The 16,637-nt window shown below is 70.6% G+C and carries 16 protein-coding genes; 3 read left to right on the top strand and 13 right to left on the bottom strand.

Annotated elements, in window-relative coordinates:
* Positions 1-25: 25 nt before the first annotated feature.
* From OHN74_RS42830 to OHN74_RS04835, 7 genes are all read right to left on the bottom strand, one after another.
* Positions 26-196, bottom strand: coding sequence for a hypothetical protein (locus OHN74_RS42830; protein WP_105969565.1), 171 nt, complete (start codon positions 194-196; stop codon positions 26-28).
* 13 nt (positions 197-209) lie between these two features.
* Positions 210-2,060 (bottom strand): protein kinase domain-containing protein, encoded by a 1,851-nt coding sequence (locus OHN74_RS04860; protein WP_443060345.1) that lies wholly within the window; start codon positions 2,058-2,060, stop codon positions 210-212.
* 97 nt (positions 2,061-2,157) lie between these two features.
* The gene (locus OHN74_RS04855; protein WP_327693278.1) at positions 2,158-3,459 is read right to left on the bottom strand and encodes a PASTA domain-containing protein; all 1,302 of its coding nucleotides are present in this window, start codon (positions 3,457-3,459) and stop codon (positions 2,158-2,160) included.
* 204 nt (positions 3,460-3,663) lie between these two features.
* Positions 3,664-4,617 carry a cytochrome c oxidase assembly protein gene (locus OHN74_RS04850; RefSeq protein ID WP_327693277.1) on the bottom strand — a complete coding sequence of 318 codons (954 nt, stop codon included), beginning with the start codon at positions 4,615-4,617 and terminating at the stop codon, positions 3,664-3,666.
* A gap of 141 nt (positions 4,618-4,758) precedes the next feature.
* On the bottom strand, positions 4,759-5,784 hold the full coding sequence (locus OHN74_RS04845; protein ID WP_327693276.1) for a 6-phosphofructokinase: 1,026 nt from the start codon (positions 5,782-5,784) through the stop codon (positions 4,759-4,761).
* A gap of 212 nt (positions 5,785-5,996) precedes the next feature.
* Positions 5,997-6,725 (bottom strand): type 1 glutamine amidotransferase, encoded by a 729-nt coding sequence (locus OHN74_RS04840; RefSeq protein WP_327693275.1) that lies wholly within the window; start codon positions 6,723-6,725, stop codon positions 5,997-5,999.
* Positions 6,726-6,762: 37 nt separating this feature from the next.
* Complete coding sequence (locus tag OHN74_RS04835; RefSeq protein ID WP_189149785.1) at positions 6,763-8,001, bottom strand: MurT ligase domain-containing protein; 1,239 nt, start codon at positions 7,999-8,001, stop codon at positions 6,763-6,765.
* Between the two features lie 147 nt (positions 8,002-8,148).
* On the opposite strand from OHN74_RS04835, the gene def reads away from it, so the two are divergent.
* Positions 8,149-8,694, top strand: coding sequence for a peptide deformylase (gene def, locus OHN74_RS04830; RefSeq protein WP_327693274.1), 546 nt, complete (start codon positions 8,149-8,151; stop codon positions 8,692-8,694).
* Positions 8,695-8,788: 94 nt separating this feature from the next.
* Here def and OHN74_RS04825 read toward each other — a convergent pair whose 3' ends face one another.
* A complete protein-coding gene (locus tag OHN74_RS04825; protein ID WP_189149783.1) occupies positions 8,789-9,433 on the bottom strand; it encodes a TetR family transcriptional regulator in 645 nt (214 codons plus the stop codon).
* A 170-nt stretch (positions 9,434-9,603) separates the two neighbouring features.
* On the opposite strand from OHN74_RS04825, the gene OHN74_RS04820 reads away from it, so the two are divergent.
* On the top strand, positions 9,604-10,830 hold the full coding sequence (locus OHN74_RS04820) for an acyl-CoA dehydrogenase family protein (RefSeq protein ID WP_327693273.1): 1,227 nt from the start codon (positions 9,604-9,606) through the stop codon (positions 10,828-10,830).
* Between the two features lie 210 nt (positions 10,831-11,040).
* On the opposite strand, the gene OHN74_RS04815 is transcribed toward OHN74_RS04820, so the two are convergent.
* From OHN74_RS04815 to OHN74_RS04795, 5 genes are all read right to left on the bottom strand, one after another.
* The gene (locus OHN74_RS04815) at positions 11,041-11,280 is read right to left on the bottom strand and encodes a DUF6213 family protein (RefSeq protein ID WP_327693272.1); all 240 of its coding nucleotides are present in this window, start codon (positions 11,278-11,280) and stop codon (positions 11,041-11,043) included.
* A gap of 25 nt (positions 11,281-11,305) precedes the next feature.
* Positions 11,306-12,700, bottom strand: coding sequence for an NADP-dependent succinic semialdehyde dehydrogenase (locus OHN74_RS04810; RefSeq protein WP_327693271.1), 1,395 nt, complete (start codon positions 12,698-12,700; stop codon positions 11,306-11,308).
* An 86-nt stretch (positions 12,701-12,786) separates the two neighbouring features.
* Positions 12,787-13,275, bottom strand: coding sequence for an NUDIX domain-containing protein (locus tag OHN74_RS04805; RefSeq protein WP_327693270.1), 489 nt, complete (start codon positions 13,273-13,275; stop codon positions 12,787-12,789).
* On the bottom strand, positions 13,272-14,810 hold the full coding sequence (locus OHN74_RS04800; protein WP_327693269.1) for an ATP-dependent DNA ligase: 1,539 nt from the start codon (positions 14,808-14,810) through the stop codon (positions 13,272-13,274). The genes OHN74_RS04805 and OHN74_RS04800 overlap by 4 nt, the downstream gene beginning before the upstream one ends.
* A gap of 55 nt (positions 14,811-14,865) precedes the next feature.
* Positions 14,866-15,819, bottom strand: a complete 954-nt coding sequence (locus OHN74_RS04795; RefSeq protein ID WP_327693268.1) for an NAD(P)/FAD-dependent oxidoreductase — start codon at positions 15,817-15,819, stop codon at positions 14,866-14,868.
* A gap of 77 nt (positions 15,820-15,896) precedes the next feature.
* On the opposite strand from OHN74_RS04795, the gene OHN74_RS04790 reads away from it, so the two are divergent.
* Positions 15,897-16,514, top strand: a complete 618-nt coding sequence (locus OHN74_RS04790) for a helix-turn-helix domain-containing protein (protein ID WP_327693267.1) — start codon at positions 15,897-15,899, stop codon at positions 16,512-16,514.
* Positions 16,515-16,637 lie beyond the last annotated feature (123 nt).

Genomic DNA, 16,637 nt, shown 5'->3' with positions numbered 1-16,637 from the left:
ATTGGTCCATTCGGGTGTACGGAGGTCAGGTGGGCCGGCTGACCACCATCCCGAGAGTGATCAGACCCAGCACCACCCAGCCGAACCACAGCCAGCCGTTGCTGCCGAGCGCCACCGTGTAGGCCGTCACCACGACGAGCCCGCCCACGGTGAGCACCCCCATGGTCTTCGTGGAACCGTTCGTGGAACCGGGCATCGCAACACCCTCCTCATGGCTCTTCTCCCTCCATGGTGCCCCCGTTCTGCTTCCGAACGGTGCACACGACGAAATGCGTTGCGGAGTCCCACGCTCCGCGACTCGTCCAGGACCCGGCCTCGTAGACCGACGGATCGAAGCCGTAGTCGGTCGGCGGCACGTCCTTCGCGCAGGCCGCGTCCGACATGTCACGCGCCTTCTCGAAGGAGACACCGGCATCCAGCCGCGTGAAACCGAGGACCTGCTCGTCGTGCGGCTCGGTACAGGCGATCAGCTGGGCGTCCCGCCTGGAGGGCGCCCGGAGGCAGTCCCGCCTCTGCATGGTGGCCGTGTCACCGAACGCCTGCCCGGGCTCGCGGTACGGGCCGAGCGGCCCGTAGACCGGCCCGTTCGACCCGAGCAGCAGACAGGCCGTACGCCCCTCGGCGGCGTCGAACCCGCCCTCGGCCGGCACGAGGGCATACCCGCGTACGTCCGCCAGCTTCTCCCGGAGCTCCCGGGTCCGCTCCTCGCACCGGGCGGGCCCCTGAGCCCGCGCCTCGGCGGCGGACGCGGCCTCCACGACCGCCAGCACCTGCCCGTCGGGCGGGGCGTCCCGGCAGGTCGGGTCGACCGTCAGCCGTGGTGTCCCCCGGAAGCGCGTACCGCCGGGCCAGTCGGCGATCACACAGTCGCCCTCCTTGAGAGGTGCGGCGAGACCGACCGGGTCGCCGTACGGCTTCTGCACGGACTGCCCGTCGCCGCCCCCAGGCGGGTTGCCCAGGGTGAACCAGAGGCCGACACCGGCCAGGGCGACCCCGAGCAGGGCGCCCAGGGCGGCCGGGAGCGCGCGAGGGCGCCGGGGAGGAGGCGGCACGGGGGCGGGCGGGTACGCGACCGGGTCCGTGGGTGTGTGCATGTCCCGTGGCAGCACATGCTGGTGGCCGCTCATCTGCTCCGAGGCACCCCACGGCGGCATCGACCCCGGGTCCGTCCGAGTGCGCTCGTACGCGTCGGCCTGGGGCGTGACGATGCGGTGCAGGGCGGATTCCGCGCGGGCCGCCGGGATCCGCTGGACCGGGTCCTTGGCGAGCATCGCCTCCAGCAACGGCCCCAGCGCGCCCGCCCGCTCCGGCTTCCTGGGCTCCTCCATCACCACCGCGGTGATCTCCGCGAGATGGGTGTCCCGCTCGAACGGCCCGATGCCCTCGACGGCGTAGTACAGCGTGCAGCCGAGGGAGAACAGGTCGGCGGCGGCGGTCGGCGGCCCGCCGGTGGCACGCTCGGGCGCCAGATACCCCGCGGTGCCGATGAGGGCGGACGTCAGCGTGTACCGCGTCTCGCCCGCGTCCGGCTGCACCGAGATCCCGTAGTCGGTGAGCAGGATCCGGGCGTACGGCGTCCCGATGCGGTCCGGCGCCAGCAGGATGTTCGCGGGCTTCACGTCCCGGTGCATGATGCCCTGTTCGTGCCCGGCGGTCAGCGCGTCCAGGACGGCGAGCCCGATCCGGGCGCACTCGGCGGGCGCGAGGGGGCCGCGCATCTCGACCAGGTCGCGCAGGTCGAGGGCGCCCGGCACGTACTCCATGACGATCCACGGCAAACCCTCGTGCTCCAGTACGTCGTGCACGGTCACCACGTTCGGGTTGCCGCGCAGCACGGCCGCGTGCCGGGCCTCGGCGCGGGCCCGGGCGACCCGGGCGGTGCGCTCCTCGGAGGCCTCGGACGGATCGCGGAAGACGATCTCCTTGAGGGCGACCTCGCAGGCGAGTCTCTGGTCGTGGGCGAGCCAGACGTGGCCCATGCCGCCGCTGCCGAGCTGGTTGAGCAGCAGGTATCGGCCGGCTATGACCCGGCCCACTCCCGATGTGGGTCCTGATGGCATCCGGTGAACTCCCGCGTCTACCTGCTGGATGTACGGTTCGTCGGCTGCGGGCCGGTGGCGGCTGGTCGCGCGGTTCCCGCGCCGCTTTGGGGCGCGCCTACGCGTCCGGCGATTCCGAGGCCGGCGAGGTGGTGGTGGGCGGTGGAGGTGAGCTGCTTGGCTCGGGAGGTGTGTCGGTCGTTTCCGGGGGCGCACTGGGCGGGTCGCTCGGCGGAGACGGGGGCGGGGGCGGCGGAGGAGGCGGTTCGGAAGCGGGTGCCTGGCTCGTGGGGCTGCTGTCGGGCGTGCTGCTGCCCGGGCCGGACGGAGCCGGATCGGATGAGGGCGGTTCGGACGCGCTGGGCGTGGGTTCGTCACCGGACGAGGGCGCAGACGGCGCAGACGTCGAGGGGGCGGTCGACGGGTCGGTCCCGCCGGGTGACGGGGTGTCGGACCCCGGAGCCGAGCTCGCCCCGGAACCTGGCGGCGACCCCGACCCCGACCCCGATCCGGAACCGGGTTCCGACCCTGTGCCGGCTCCGGAGGGCGTCGTGCCGCCGCTTCCGCCACCGCTGCCGTCGTCCGCCGACCCGGACTCGATGTGCACCTTCAGCCTCACGTACGAGCCGAACGGGAGCGCCGTCCCCGGCCCCGGGTCCGACCCGGTGACGGCGGCGTCGGACGGTGGCAGCCCGGCGCTGTCGTACGCCGTCGCCAGGCCCAGGCTCGTGAGGCGGCTGCTCGCGGCGCCGAAGGTCGTCCCGGCGAGGGGCGGTACCGGATGCCGCTCGCGCGTGTCGAAGACCTTGTCCGCCTCGCCCCTGGTCCCGGCTCGGCGGTAGATGCCCCGCTCCGGTTCGTCCACGTCGACCAGCGCGAACCGGTCGACCTTGCCGGGTGCGGGACGTACGAGCACGACCTCGTCGACGTCGTAGTCGCTCCACTTCTCGTTGCCGTCCCCGAACTCGACGGATATACGGTCCGTGGCCCCCTTGAACGGCTTCAGTGGATTTCCGCATGAACACTTCACTGTGGGAACTCCCGCTTCATCGACGAGAACCGCGATTCCCGCCTGGAGCAGAGCGTCGTAGGGGACCGCTTTTTCCTGCTCGTAGTCGTGGTTCTTCACGAGGGTGTCGTGGCGCAGGAGAACGGGCGTGAGCCGGTCGAGATAGGCGGGAATCCCACTCCGCGGAATATCGACCACACGTGCCCATTCCTGGGCCTTCCTGTTGTTCTTGGGGTCGGTGAGGAATTGTTCCAGCCGGTCGACGTCACAGACCGTCGGCTTCCTGGTGCCCCCGTACAGGCCGGGCGTGCTGCCCTGTTGCAGGCTGCTGCCGTGTGCGGGCCGCGAACGGACCTGGGCGTCATGGCCCAGGCCGCTGTTCTCGTCGAAGAACGGCGCGAGAGACGGCACCCCCGAAGCCACCGCCTTCACTACTGTCGACGGCGTGACTCTGTCGCAACTGCCGGCTAATAGAACGCACATCAGTACGACAGTGAGCCGCGGCAGCACGGTTTTCCTGAAAGCATGAAGTGTCATACCGCTCCCCCCGGCGGATACGTCACGTCCATGCTACTGAATGCGAAAGTGTTTCAGGCAAGGGGAATAAAAGTTGATTCAGCGCCCACGTGCGTTCAGTGAGGCCAAATAGGCGTTGTACGCCTCCAGTTCCTTGTCGCCGTCGCGGTCGGCGGCCCGGTCCTGACGCTTGGCCTGGCGCTGCTCGGAGCCGTACCACTGGAAGAGCAGCGCCAGCAGCACCAGTACGGTCGGGATCTCGCTGAACGCCCAGGCGATCCCGCCGGCCGCGTTCTGGTCGGAGAGGGCGTCGATGCCGAGGGAGGCGGGCGGGTTCTTGTACGACTCGACCATCGGCTCCGACGCCATCATCAGCGCGATACCGAAGAACGCGTGGAACGGCATCCCCGCGAACAACTCCAGCATCCGCATCAGATAGCCGGGCCTGTTCGGGCCGGGGTCGACGCCCATGATGGGCCAGAAGAAGATCAGCCCGACGGCGAGAAAGTGACACATCATCGTGATGTGCCCGGTCTTCGAACTCATCAGGAAGTCGAAGATCGGAGTGAAGTACAGGACATACAGGCTGGCGATGAACAGCGGGATGGTGAACGCCGCGTGCGTGACGATCCGCATGTACCGGCTGTGCAGCAACGCGAGCAGCAGCTCACGCGGCCCCTTGCGCCCCCGGGCGGCGACCGGCAGCGCCCGCAGCGCGAGCGTGATCGGCGCGCCGAGCAGAATGAGGATCGGCGAGACCATGCTGATCACCATGTGCTGCACCATGTGCACGCTGAACATGACCATGCCGTAGTCGTTGAGCCTGGTGCACATGACGAGCATGACGGTCAGCACGCCGAGCACGAAGGAGACGGTCCGCCCGACGGACCACGAGTCCCCACGCCGCGCGAGCCGCGCAACACCCCACCCGTAGAGCCCGAGCCCCACAAGACAGGCGACCAGGAAGAACGGATCGGCGGACCACCCGAGCCCCCGCCCCAGGGTGAAGGGCAAAAGCCCCATGCCGTCCATACCGTGCCCGCTGTGCTCCATCCCTCCAGAGTAGGACCGCCCCCGGTCACGACTGAGACCGGGGGCAGGGCAGGTGCCTTTGAGGGGCGCGGGGCTGTATCGATTTGCGGCTCCGCCGCGGGGCGCGACAAGCCACGACGGACCCGCAGCCGAGTAACTACCTCAGAGCACGCACTCGGCCTCGGCGTACCGAGAATCAGGAACCGTCTTCAACGTCTCCACCGCCTCGGCCAGGGACACCATCACGATGTCCGTCCCTCGGAGTGCGGTCATCCGCCCGAACTCGCCCCGGTGCACGGCCTCCACCGCATGCCACCCGAACCGCGTGGCCAGCACCCGGTCATAGGCCGTGGGCGTCCCACCCCGCTGCACATGCCCGAGAATCACCGGCCGCGCCTCCTTCCCGAGCCGTTCCTCCAGCTCCAGGGAGAGCTGCCGGGCGATCCCGGCGAAGCGCTCGTGGCCGTACACGTCCTTGCCGCCCTCGTCGAACTCCATCGAGCCCGCGCGCGGCTTCGCGCCCTCCGCGGCGACGACGATCGCGAACCGCTTGCCCGCCTCGAAGCGTTCGCCGACGCGTGCGGCCAACTCCTCGATGTCGAAGGGGCGTTCAGGTACGACGATGGCGTGGGCGCCCGCGGCCATGCCGGAGTGCAGGGCGATCCAGCCGGTGTGGCGGCCCATGACCTCGACGATCAGGACGCGCTGGTGGGACTCGGCGGTGGTCTTCAGCCGGTCCAGAGCCTCCGTGGCGACCCCGACGGCCGTGTCGAAGCCGAAGGTGACGTCCGTGACCGCGATGTCGTTGTCGATGGTCTTGGGGACACCGACTATCGGCAGGCCGTTGTCGGACAGCAGCCGGGCCGCCTTGAGCGTGCCCTCGCCGCCGATCGGGATGATCGCGTCGAGCCCCAGCTCGGCGACATGTCCCTTGGCCCGTTCCACGCCGTCCCGCAGATGCTCGGGGCGGACCCGGGAGGAGCCGAGGATGGTACCGCCGCGAGCGAGGATGCCGCTCACCGCGTCGAGGTCGAGCTTGAGGTAGTCGCACTCCAGGAGGCCCTTCCAGCCGTCCCGGAAGCCGATTACCTCGTCACCGTGGTCCACGACGGCGCGGTGCACGACGGACCGGATGACGGCGTTCAGGCCGGGGCAGTCGCCGCCGGACGTCAGGACACCAATGCGCATCGCCCGAAAACCTTCTCCACGTGGGCCGGGACCGGACCACGCTGTCCGGCTCGATCCCCGCCACCATACCGGCGGCGGGGACCTGGGCCGTAGCACCCGTCCGCGTGCTGGACACCCGCGCTCACCTGTGCGGATGCCCCGACAGACGGGCCGGTGTCGCGGACGCGGACGGCAGGTGTACGGGTCGGCACGGGCGCGGGGGTGCGCGCAGGTCAGGCGGGCTGCTGTGCCGCCGTGATCCGCTCGTTGCGCAGCGCGTCGTACCAGCGGTCGTCGGTCGGCGGCAACGCGTTGACGTCGAGGGCCAGCTTCAGCAGCAGGTCCGCGATCAGCGGGTTGCGGGCGAGCACGGGCCCGTGCATGTACGTACCGAAGACCGTGTCGTTGTACGCGCCCTCCGTGCCGTCCCCCGTGCCGTTGCCCTTGCCGAGCCGCACCTTCGCGAACGGGCGGGCGGTGGGACCGAGATGGGTGACACCCTGGTGGTTCTCGAAGCCGGTCAGCGGGGGCAGGCCCAGGCGCGCGTCGATGTCTCCGAGGACGTCGCCCACGCACCGCTCGCCCTCGCCGCGCACCGAGACCACGTCGAGGAGCCCGAGGCCGGGCTCGCGCTGACCGAGGTCGTTGATGAACTCGTGGCCCAGGATCTGGTACCCGGCGCAGACGGAGAACACGATCGCGCCGTTGCCGACGGCCCGGTGCAGACCGCCGTCGCGGCGCAAACGTTCCGCCGCGAGCCGCTGCGGCCGGTCCTCGCCGCCGCCGATCAGATAGATGTCGCCCGAGGTGGGGATCGGCTGGTCGCTGCGCACGTCGAGCCGGGCCACGTCGAGGCCGCGCTGCCGGGCCCGGCGCTCCACGACGAGCGCGTTGCCCTGGTCGCCGTACGTGCTGAGCAGGTCCGGGTAGATCCACACCAGACGCAGCTGGTTGTCGCTCATGAAGTGATCGTCCTCAGTGGTCGGTTGGCGGCAGTGGTCAGTTGCCGACGCGGCGGCGCAGATCCTGGAAGGCGGTGTAGTTCGCGATGACCTCGATGCGGCCGGGCGGCGCCATCTGCACGGCCTGGTCGGCGTTCTCGCAGACCTGGAAGTGCTGGTTGGCGACCTCCAGTCGCACGGCGAGGTCGAGCTTGCGGTCGCCGATGACGAAGATCGGGTGCCCGGTGAGCTGCGTGTAGTCGACGTCCCACAGCCACGAGGTGTCGGTGCCGTCGGCGCCCCGCGCGTTCACCGAGAGGATGACCGGGGTCGGCGGCGGGTCGATCAGGGAGAACGTCTCCAGCCAGCCAGCCGGGTTCTTGGCGAGCAGCAGCCGCAGATCACGCTGCATGAACTGCACGACGTCGTACCGCCCGGCCACCGCCTGCACCTGGTACATGCGCTCCAGACCGACCTGCGGCGGTACACCGAACACGGCGGCGACAGCGGCGGAGGCGGCAGCGTTGGACTTGTTGGCCCGCCCCGGCAGCTGGAGGTGGATCGGCCAGGCCGACCCGTGCGGGTCGAGCACGTGGTCGCCGGACAGTGCCCAACTCGGCGTCGGGCGGCGGAAACCGCACTGACCGCAGAACCAGTCGTCGCCGGGGCGCTGCATCACGCCGCCGCAGGACGGGCAGGACCACGCGTCGTCCTTCCACATCTGACCGGCGGCGACCCAGATCACGTTGGGGGAGGAGGAGGCGGCCCACACGATCAGCGGGTCGTCGGCGTTGGCGACGATCACCGCCTTCGAACCGGCGAGCCCCTCACGCCAGTTCTCGGCGAGCATGCGGGTCTCGGCGGCCCGGTCGAGCTGGTCGCGGGAGAGGTTGAGGAGCGCGATGCACTTGGGGTCCGTGTCCCGGGCGACGCCAGCGAGGTACTTCTCGTCGACCTCGATGACCCCGAACTTGGCGTCCGAGCCGCCCGCGAGCGCCGAGGTGATGCCGGCGGGCATGTTGGCGCCGAGCGCGTTCGAGACGACCGGCCCGGCGGCGCGCAGGGCCTCCGCGATGAGCCGCGTGGTCGTGGTCTTGCCGTTGGTGGCCGAGACCAGGATGACGTCCAGATGCTGGGCGAGCCGGGCGAGGAGGTCTGGGTCGAGCTTGAGGGCTACCTTGCCGCCGATCACCGATCCGCTGCCGCGCCCTGCCGCACGCGATGCCGCCGCTACGGCCTTGCCGGCCGTCACGGCCAGCTTGGCCCGCGGAGTGAGCGGGTCCGAGTTGCCTGCCATCAGATCTCGATCCTCCTTGCGTACGCGCCGCGCCTGTGCCTCCGGCCACGTGGTGTGGACCTCAGCCTATCGAGATCCGTACACCGGATCCGCATCGCGGCACCACCACGGCGCCCGCGCGACATGGGTGACCGTACCCTTGCGGCCATGCGACCAGGCTCCATCCCGGGCACCCGGGGGCGCGTCCGCCCCCTGACACTGCTCGGCGACCCCGTTCTGCACACCCCCTGCGCGGAAGTGACACACTTCGACGCCGAACTCGCCGGGCTCGTCGAGGACATGTTCGCGACGATGTACGCCGCCCAGGGCGTCGGCCTCGCCGCGAACCAGATCGGCCGATCCCTGCGGGTCTTCGTATACGACTGCCCCGACGACGAGGACATCCGCCACGTCGGCCACGTGGTCAACCCCCGCCTGGTGGAGACGGAGGGCTTGGTGCTGAGGGGCCCCGAGGGCTGCCTGTCCCTCCCGGGCCTGGAAGCGGGCACGGAGCGGTACGACGAGGCGGTGGTCGAGGGCTTCACGGTGACGGGGGATCCGGTGAGGATCGCGGGCACGGGCTTCTTCGCCCGCTGCCTCCAGCACGAGTGCGACCACTTGGAGGGCCGGACGTACGCGGACCGCGTAACGGGCTGGCGCCACAAGAGGCTCATGCGGCAAGCGACCCGAGCTTCTTGGCGCGAGGGGCGTTGACCGGCCTTCTTCAGGGGCGCGGGGCTGTGACGTTTGCGGCTCCGCCGCGTGGGCGCGGCCAGCCCCCAGCCGGCCCGCACACGAAGGACGACCCTCAGAACCCCGGACCCCCCACGCGATCCCCGGCGGCAGCGAGCCGCCCCCACAGCAAATCGGCCAGACTCCGCACCAACTCGGCCCGGGAGCAGGGCCGTTCACCCAACCACCAGTCTCCCGCAGCGTGCATCATCCCGACTATCCCGTGCCCCCACACCCGAGCCAGCTGCTGACTGCCGGGACCGAGATCCAGCCGGTCCTCGATCACCTGGGCCAACTCCTCGCCCATGAGCCGCAGCAGCGGCAGCGAGTGCTTCCTCACATCGAACCCGGGATCGCCGGGTGACACGCTGTCCCCGGGGTGCATCAGGAACCGGTACACCTGGGGCCGCGCCTCGATCGCCGCGAGGTAGGTGTCCAGCGTGGCCTCCACCCGCTCCCGCCGCTCCGCCGGAGCGTCCAGCGCGGCCCGCAGGGAGTTGAGCAGTGCGTCAGTGTGCCGCTTGGCCAGAGCGGCGTAGAGTCCGCCCTTGTCGCCGAAGTGCCGGTACAGAATCGGTTTGGTGATGCCCGCCTCGGCGGCGATGGCGTTCATCGAGGCGCCGGGGCCGTCGCGCAGCACCACCCGGTCCGCGGCTTCCAGCAGCTCGCGCCGGCGGCGGTCGGCGGACCGCTGCTGATCGGTTTGCTGCGTGGTGTCCATGGTTTCTCCCCACCCGTGCTGATTTCGGTGACGCTCGCGCAAACTAGCACTGATCGGTCCATGCCCATCGAACGGGTTGCCGACCGGGGTCCGGGAGTTGACTTTTCCTACCGGCGGGTAACAGACTCCAGTTACCTTAGGTAACATGCTAGTGCAGCGATGGAGGGGTCATGGCCGAATTCACCATGGAGCTCAATGACGAACAGAAAGAGGTCCGTGACTGGCTCCACGGGTTCTCCGCCGATGTGATCCGTCCCGCCGCCGCCGAGTGGGACGAACGCGAGGAAACCCCCTGGCCGGTCATCCAGGAGGCCGCGAAGGTCGGCATCTACTCCCTGGACTTCTACGCCCAGCAGTACTTCGACCCCACCGGCCTCGGCATCCCGATGGCCATGGAGGAACTCTTCTGGGGTGACGCGGGCATCGCCCTCTCCATCGTCGGCACCGGCCTCGCCGCCGTGGGCGTCCTCGCCAACGGCACCGAGGAGCAGATCGGCACCTGGATCCCCCAGATGTACGGCGACGCCAACGATGTCAAGGTCGCCGCCTTCTGCTCCTCCGAGCCCGACGCCGGTTCCGACGTCGCCTCCATGCGCACCCGTGCCGTGTACGACGAGGCCAAGAACGAGTGGGTCCTCAACGGCACGAAGACCTGGGCGACCAACGGCGGCATCGCCAACGTCCACGTGGTCGTCGCCGTCGTAGACGCCGAACTGGGCTCCAAGGGCCACGCGTCCTTCATCGTCCCGCCGAACACACCCGGCCTGTCCCAGGGCCAGAAGTTCAAGAAGCACGGCATCCGCGCCTCGCACACCGCCGAGGTCGTCCTGGAGAACGTCCGCATCCCCGGCTCCTGCCTCCTCGGCGGCAAGCAGAAGCTCGACGAGCGCCTCGCCCGGGCCCATGAGCGGGCGAAGTCCGGAGGCGAGCGCGTCAAGAACGCGGCGATGGCCACGTTCGAGGCGAGCCGCCCCGCGGTGGCCGCGATGGCGGTGGGCACTGCCCGGGCCGCCTACGAGGTCGCCCTCGACTACGCGAAGACCCGTGAGCAGTTCGGCCGCCCGATCATCGACAACCAGGGGGTCGCCTTCCAGCTCGCCGACATGCGTACGTCCATCGACGCGGCGCGGCTGCTGACGTGGCGGGCGTCCTGGATGGCGATCAACGGGAAGCCGTTCACCGCGGCGGAGGGGTCGATGTCGAAGCTGTTCGCCAGCGAGACGGCGAAGAAGGTTACTGGGCAGGCGATCCAGATCCTCGGCGGTAATGGTTACACGCGGGAGTATCCGGTCGAGCGCATGCACCGGGACGCGGCGATCTACACGATTTTCGAGGGTACGAGTGAGATCCAGCGGTTGGTGATCGCGCGGACCTTGTCGGGGATGCCGATCCGGTAGCGCGGTAGGGGGTGCGGTGCGTTTCGGGCTGCGGGTGCGTCGTGGCTTGTCGCGCAGTTCCTCGCGCCTCTGGGTGGGGTAGCTCCAGGTGGGCAGCTCTTCGGCGTTTCGGACGCGGGGCGATGTGCAGGGGCGCGGGGAACTGCGCGACCAGCCGCAGTTGACCGGTGGACGGAACGAAACCCGCGCCCCCACGGCGCATCCCTCACCTCAGCCGGAGGCGCTCCCGCTGCTGTGGGCGATGCAGGCCACGTCGATCCGGTCGGCCAGTTTGGCCAGTTCGATGGTGAGGGCGGCCACCGTGTCCTCGTCGAGGTTGTCCTGGCCCGCCTCCACCAGATGCAGCCAGCGCCCTCCGACCGTGCGCAGCAGTTTGCTGACGTCGGAGGCGGCAACCTGCAACGTGCCGCGGTCGTCGACGATCAGAGGCAGAGTCACTTCGCGGTTCACAGAGGGGATCGTAGCCGCGGAACGCTCACGCTCCGTGCCATACCGTCGTGATGTTGCAGAACTCGCGGATTCCGTGTCCCGACAGCTCACGCCCGTACCCGGAGCGCTTGACACCCCCGAACGGCAACGCCGGGTGGGACGCGGTCATCCCGTTGACGAACACACCGCCCGCGTCCAGATCCCGTACGAGACGGTCCACCTCGGCCTCGTCGCGGGTCCACACGTTCGAACTGAGGCCGAAAGGCGTGTCGTTGGCGATCGCCAACGCCTCCTCAAGGTCGGCCGCCCGGTACAGCGTCGCTACCGGGCCGAACGTCTCCTCCTGGTGAATGCGCATCTCGGGCGTGATGTCGGCGAGGACCGTCGGCGCGTAGTACCAGCCGTCGTCCGTGAAACCCTCCGGGCGTTCGCCGCCGCACAGAACCGTCGCGCCGCTCTCCACGGCCTCGTCGACCAGCGACTCCAGCTCCTCGCGCCCCTGCTCGGTCGCGAGCGGTCCGACCTGCGTGTCCTCGGCCAGCGGATCGCCGACCTTCAGCGCCGCCATGGCCGTCGAGAAGCGTTCCGCGAACGCGTCGAAGACGTCGGTGTGCACGATGAACCGCTTCGCGGCGATGCACGACTGCCCGTTGTTCTGCACACGCGCTGTCACCGCGACCTGAGCGGCCCGTTCGACATCGGCGGACGGCAGGACGATGAACGGATCGCTGCCGCCCAGCTCCAGCACCGTCCTCTTGACCTCGTCCCCGGCTACGGACGCCACCGCACGCCCGGCCGGCTCACTGCCGGTGAGCGTGGCCGCCCGTACCCGCGGATCGCGCAGGATGTCCTCCACCGCGCCCGACCCGATCAGCAGTGTCTGGAAGCAGCCCTCGGGGTAGCCCGCCCGACGGAACAGGTCCTCCAGGTAGAGGGCCGTCTGCGGCACGTTCGAGGCGTGCTTGAGCAGGCCGACGTTGCCCGCCATCAGCGCGGGCGCCGCGAAGCGGATCACCTGCCAGAGGGGGAAGTTCCACGGCATCACCGCGAGCACCGGACCGAGCGGACGGTAACGGACCAGGGCCCGGGAGGCGCCGGAGTCCTTGATGTCGGCCGCGGCGGGCTCCTCGTCGGCGAGGAGCTCCTCGGCGTGGTCGGCGTACCAGCGCATCGCCTTCGCGCACTTCGCGGCCTCCGCACGCGCCTGCGTGACCGGCTTGCCCATCTCGACCGTCATGGTGCGGGCGATGTCGTCCCGGTCCTCGTCCAGCAGGCCGGCGGCCCGGCCCAGCAGCCGGGCCCGCTCGGCGAAGCCGGTCGTGCGGTACGTACGGAAGGCCGTCTCGGCGGCCCTGAGCCTGCGCTCGATCTCCTCGCCGTCCATGGCCTCGTACGTCTTGAGCGTCTCACCGGTCGCCGGGTTCACCGTCGCGATGGGCATTGCCGTCCTCCAGGTTGAGGGCTGTCCTTCGACCTTCCCGCGCGCCGATGGCCCCCGCAACGCGTACGCCGCCCACCGACACGATCTCAGTGCCCCGAGTGCTCCGTCAGCCGGTCCAGAAACCCCGCCTGAGCCGTCACGATCACAGCCCGGGCCTCATCGAGGCCGAACCACCGCACCCGGTCCAGCTCGGGAAACTCCCGCTCCTGCCCCGACCCCCTGGGCCATTCCATCCGGAACGTGCCCGGCACCACGGCCGCCGGATCGAGGTCCGCCTCGATCGCCCACGCCGTGACGACCTTCCCGCCGGCCTGTCCGACCTCGCCCAGCGGCACGGCCTCGCCCTCGGGCGGCGCCAGCCCCAGCTCCTCCTCGAACTCCCGGCGCGCCGCGTCCCAGGCCGTCTCCCCGTCCCCGTACTCACCCTTGGGAATCGTCCAGGCCCCGGCATCGCGACGGGCGAAGAAGGGCCCGCCCATGTGCCCGAGCAGTACCTCCAGCGCCTGACCGGGCCGGTCCCGGCGGCGGAACAGCAACAAGCCGGCGCTGCGCCTCCCGTTCGCCTTCGCCGTCATCGGGTTGCCTCCGGGTGCGCGGCCAGCAGGGTCTGTACGGTGTCGGCCTCCTCCGGAGTCTTGTCCTCGCGGTAGCGGACGACACGGGCGAAGCGGAGGGTGACACCGGCCGGATAGCGGGTGGAGCGCTGGAGACCGTCGTAGGCGATCTCGACGACCAGCTCCGGGCGTACGGTCACCACCCAGCCGTCGTCCGACACGGCCAGCGCCTGGAGCCGCTCCGTCTGCCAGGTCAGCATCGCGTCGGTCATGCCCTTGAAGGTCTTGCCGAGCATGGCGAAGGAACCGTCGGGGTTGCGGGCCGCGAGGTGGAGGTTCGACAGCTTGCCGGTACGGCGGCCGTGGCCCCACTCGGCCGCCAGCACCACCAGGTCGAGGGTGTGTACGGGCTTGACCTTCAGCCAGGCCGCCCCGCGCCGGCCCGCGCTGTAGGGGGCGTCGAGAGCCTTGACCACGATGCCCTCGTGGCCGCGCGCGAGCGTGTCGGACAGGAACCTCTCCGCCGCCGGGAGGTCGGCGGCGCCGCCGACCAGCAGACGTCGTACCCGCATCGGTTCGGGGACCAGGCGGGCCAGCTCGGTGTGCCGCTCGGCGAAGGGGAGGTCGAGGAGGTCGTGGCCGTCGACCGACAGCGCGTCGAAGAAGACGGGGGAGACGGGCGTCTCCCGGGCCGCCGTCTCCACATCCACGCGCGAGCCGACGCGGCCGGCGGTGTCCTGGAAGGAACGCGGGCGCCCAGCGGTGTCGAAGGCGATCACCTCGCCGTCGAGGATGAACCGGTCACCTCTCAACGCCCGTGCGGCCGTGGTGAGTTCGGGCAGTCTGTCGGTGATGTCGTCGAGCGTGCGGGTGTAGATCCGTACGTCGTCGCCGTCGCGGTGGACCTGGACCCGGATACCGTCCAGTTTCTCCTCGACGGCGCACGCCCCCAGCTTCTCGACGGCCTCCGCCACCGAGGAGGCGCTGTGCGCGAGCATCGGCAGGACGGGGCGGCCGACGGTGAGCCGGAAGCGGGCGAGGGCCGCGGGTCCGTCGGCCAGCAACGCCTGCGCGACGGGCTGGATGGCGCCCGCGAGCATCACCGCGCGCCGTACGTCCGCGGGCGGTGCGCCGGTGGCTGTCGCGAGCCCTTCCACGGCCACGGCGTCCAGGGCGCCCTGCCGTACCTCACCGGTGATCAGCGCGAACAGGAACCGCTGCTCGTCCGTGGTGGCCGCCGCCAGCAACTCGCCCACCAGCCGCCTGCGTTCGGCCTGCGAACCGGCTCCGGTGACCGCGCCGATCGCGCTGAGGCGGGCGTCGACGTCCCGCACGGTGAGCGAGGGGTCGACGGCGCCCGGGATCTGCTGGTCCAGCACCTTCCACCCGATGCCGAGCCGCCCCTGGGGCAGGCGTCCGGCGAGATACGGGATGACGATCGGCACGTCGTCCGCGTCGGCCTCCCGGAACAGCTCTGCGAGCAGTGCGATCTTGCGGGACCGGGCGGAGGTGGCGGCGACCTCCTGGGACACATGTGCGAGCCGGGTCAGCAGCATGCAGCCATGGTGCAACGGGGGTGGCGGATCCACATCCGGGAAGCGGGCCCCGTTCTCAGACGCCGGACGGGCCGGCGGGGTCCAGGGCCGAGAACACCAGGTCCGCCACGATCGCCGTGGCCGCGCGATATCCGCCGCTCGCCGCGTGGACGACCTGTTCCGCGAAGCCGATCGCGTTGCCCGCCGCCCAGACGCCGGGCACGGTCGTCAGGCCCGTCGCATCGACCTTCGGGTACGTCCCGAACGGGGTTTCCGTCAGCTCCGCGCCCAAGGTCTCGAAGAGAGCGTTGCGCGGAACGGCGCGCGGGGCGACGAACAGGATGTCGCGGGCATGGGTCGCACCGTTCGTGAGGCGTACACCGGTGAGGTGGTCCGCGTCGGTCGTCAGTGACGCGACCTCGCCGGGGACCACCGCGACGCCCGCCGCGGCCAGCCTGCGCAGGTCCTCGTCGGTGAGTTCCGACTCCGCGACGGTGTGCAGGAACAGCGTCACGTCCTTCGACCAGCGGGCGACCAGCAACGCCTGGTGCACGCTCGCCGGGGTCGAGGCCAGTACGCCGAACGCCCGGTCCCGTACCTCCCAGCCGTGGCAGAACGGGCAGTGGATCACGTCCCGCCCGAAGCGCTCGGCGACGCCCGGTACGGCGGGGAGCTCGTCCCGCAGCCCGGTGGCGATGACGAGCCGCCCGGCGTGCACCGTCCGGTCGCCGCTCGCCAGCGTCACCGTGAAGTCCTCGCCCTTGACGACGTCCACCACCCTGTCCCGGACCAGCTCCACCCCGTACCGCGCGATCTCCTCGCGGCCCACCGCCAGGAACTCGGCAGGCGGCATGCCGTCGCGGGACAGATAGCCCTGCATGTGCGCGGCCGGTGCGTTGCGCGGCTCGCCCGCGTCGACGAGCAGCGTGCGGCAGCGGGCCCGGCCGAGGACCAGCGCGGCGGACAGTCCGGCCGCGCCGCCTCCGATGACGACAGCCTCGTACGTGTTGGTCCTGTGCTCCTGGGTCATGGTGACCACCTCCACCCCGACCGTCGCTCGTTCGCTGCCGCATTGACAAACCTCTTTGCCGAAACTGCAATATCCGTATGGATGCAGCGACCGATGCCACGACCGACGACGACACCGACCAGGTACTTGCCGAGGTGGGGCCCCGCCTGCGGCGGATCCGCAAGGAGCGCGGCGTGACCCTCGCAGGGCTGTCGGCCACGACCGGTATCTCCGTCAGTACGTTGTCGCGGCTGGAGTCAGGGCTGCGACGCCCCAGCCTGGAGCAGCTGCTGCCGATCGCGCGTGCGCATCGTGTGGCGCTCGACGAGCTGGTCGGGGCCCCGGCCGTCGGCGATCCCCGCGTGCGGGCGAAGCCCATCGTCCGGCACGGGCGGACGTATCTCCCGCTCACCCGGCAGCCGGGCGGGCTCCAGGCGTTCAAGGTGATTCTGCCGGTGATCCACGAGGAGCCCGAGCCGCGTACGCACGAGGGGTACGAGTGGCTGTACGTGCTGTCGGGGCGGCTCCGGGTGGTGCTCGGGGAGCACGACGTGGTCCTCGGGCCGGGGGAGGCCGCCGAGTTCGACACCCGGGTGCCCCACTGGTTCGGGGCGGTGGGGGAGGGGCCCGCGGAGTTCCTCAGCCTGTTCGGCCCGCAGGGGGAGCGGATGCACGTACGGGCGCGGCCCGCCCGTGGGAAGGGGTCGCGATCGTGACGTGGACCGTGATGTACGCGACTGCCGCGGAACGGTTCTCGACGGTTCCCTGATCTGCAAGCGACCGCTTAGTATGCGACCGAGCCCGGTCAGTCGGAGAAGACGAAGCGCAGTCCCGTGGAG

It is taken from the genome of Streptomyces sp. NBC_00459 (assembly GCF_036013955.1).
Taxonomy (GTDB): Bacteria; Actinomycetota; Actinomycetes; order Streptomycetales; family Streptomycetaceae; genus Streptomyces.
This window is presented reverse-complemented; position numbering and strand designations above follow the sequence as displayed.

Excerpts from the sequence above, each read along its gene's own strand:
- OHN74_RS04805 (WP_327693270.1), bottom strand. The coding sequence starts at position 13,275 with ATGACGGCGAAGGCGAACGGGAGGCGCAGCGCCGGCTTGTTGCTGTTC.
- OHN74_RS04790 (WP_327693267.1), top strand. The coding sequence starts at position 15,897 with ATGGATGCAGCGACCGATGCCACGACCGACGACGACACCGACCAGGTA.
- OHN74_RS04845 (WP_327693276.1), bottom strand. The coding sequence starts at position 5,784 with ATGCGCATTGGTGTCCTGACGTCCGGCGGCGACTGCCCCGGCCTGAAC.
- def (WP_327693274.1), top strand. The coding sequence starts at position 8,149 with ATGCGACCAGGCTCCATCCCGGGCACCCGGGGGCGCGTCCGCCCCCTG.
- OHN74_RS04800 (WP_327693269.1), bottom strand. The coding sequence starts at position 14,810 with ATGCTGCTGACCCGGCTCGCACATGTGTCCCAGGAGGTCGCCGCCACC.
- OHN74_RS04860 (WP_443060345.1), bottom strand. The coding sequence starts at position 2,060 with ATGCCATCAGGACCCACATCGGGAGTGGGCCGGGTCATAGCCGGCCGA.
- OHN74_RS04820 (WP_327693273.1), top strand. The coding sequence starts at position 9,604 with ATGGCCGAATTCACCATGGAGCTCAATGACGAACAGAAAGAGGTCCGT.
- OHN74_RS04810 (WP_327693271.1), bottom strand. The coding sequence starts at position 12,700 with ATGCCCATCGCGACGGTGAACCCGGCGACCGGTGAGACGCTCAAGACG.
- OHN74_RS04835 (WP_189149785.1), bottom strand. The coding sequence starts at position 8,001 with ATGGCAGGCAACTCGGACCCGCTCACTCCGCGGGCCAAGCTGGCCGTG.
- OHN74_RS04850 (WP_327693277.1), bottom strand. The coding sequence starts at position 4,617 with ATGGAGCACAGCGGGCACGGTATGGACGGCATGGGGCTTTTGCCCTTC.
- OHN74_RS42830 (WP_105969565.1), bottom strand. The coding sequence starts at position 196 with ATGCCCGGTTCCACGAACGGTTCCACGAAGACCATGGGGGTGCTCACC.
- OHN74_RS04795 (WP_327693268.1), bottom strand. The coding sequence starts at position 15,819 with ATGACCCAGGAGCACAGGACCAACACGTACGAGGCTGTCGTCATCGGA.
- OHN74_RS04840 (WP_327693275.1), bottom strand. The coding sequence starts at position 6,725 with ATGAGCGACAACCAGCTGCGTCTGGTGTGGATCTACCCGGACCTGCTC.
- OHN74_RS04825 (WP_189149783.1), bottom strand. The coding sequence starts at position 9,433 with ATGGACACCACGCAGCAAACCGATCAGCAGCGGTCCGCCGACCGCCGC.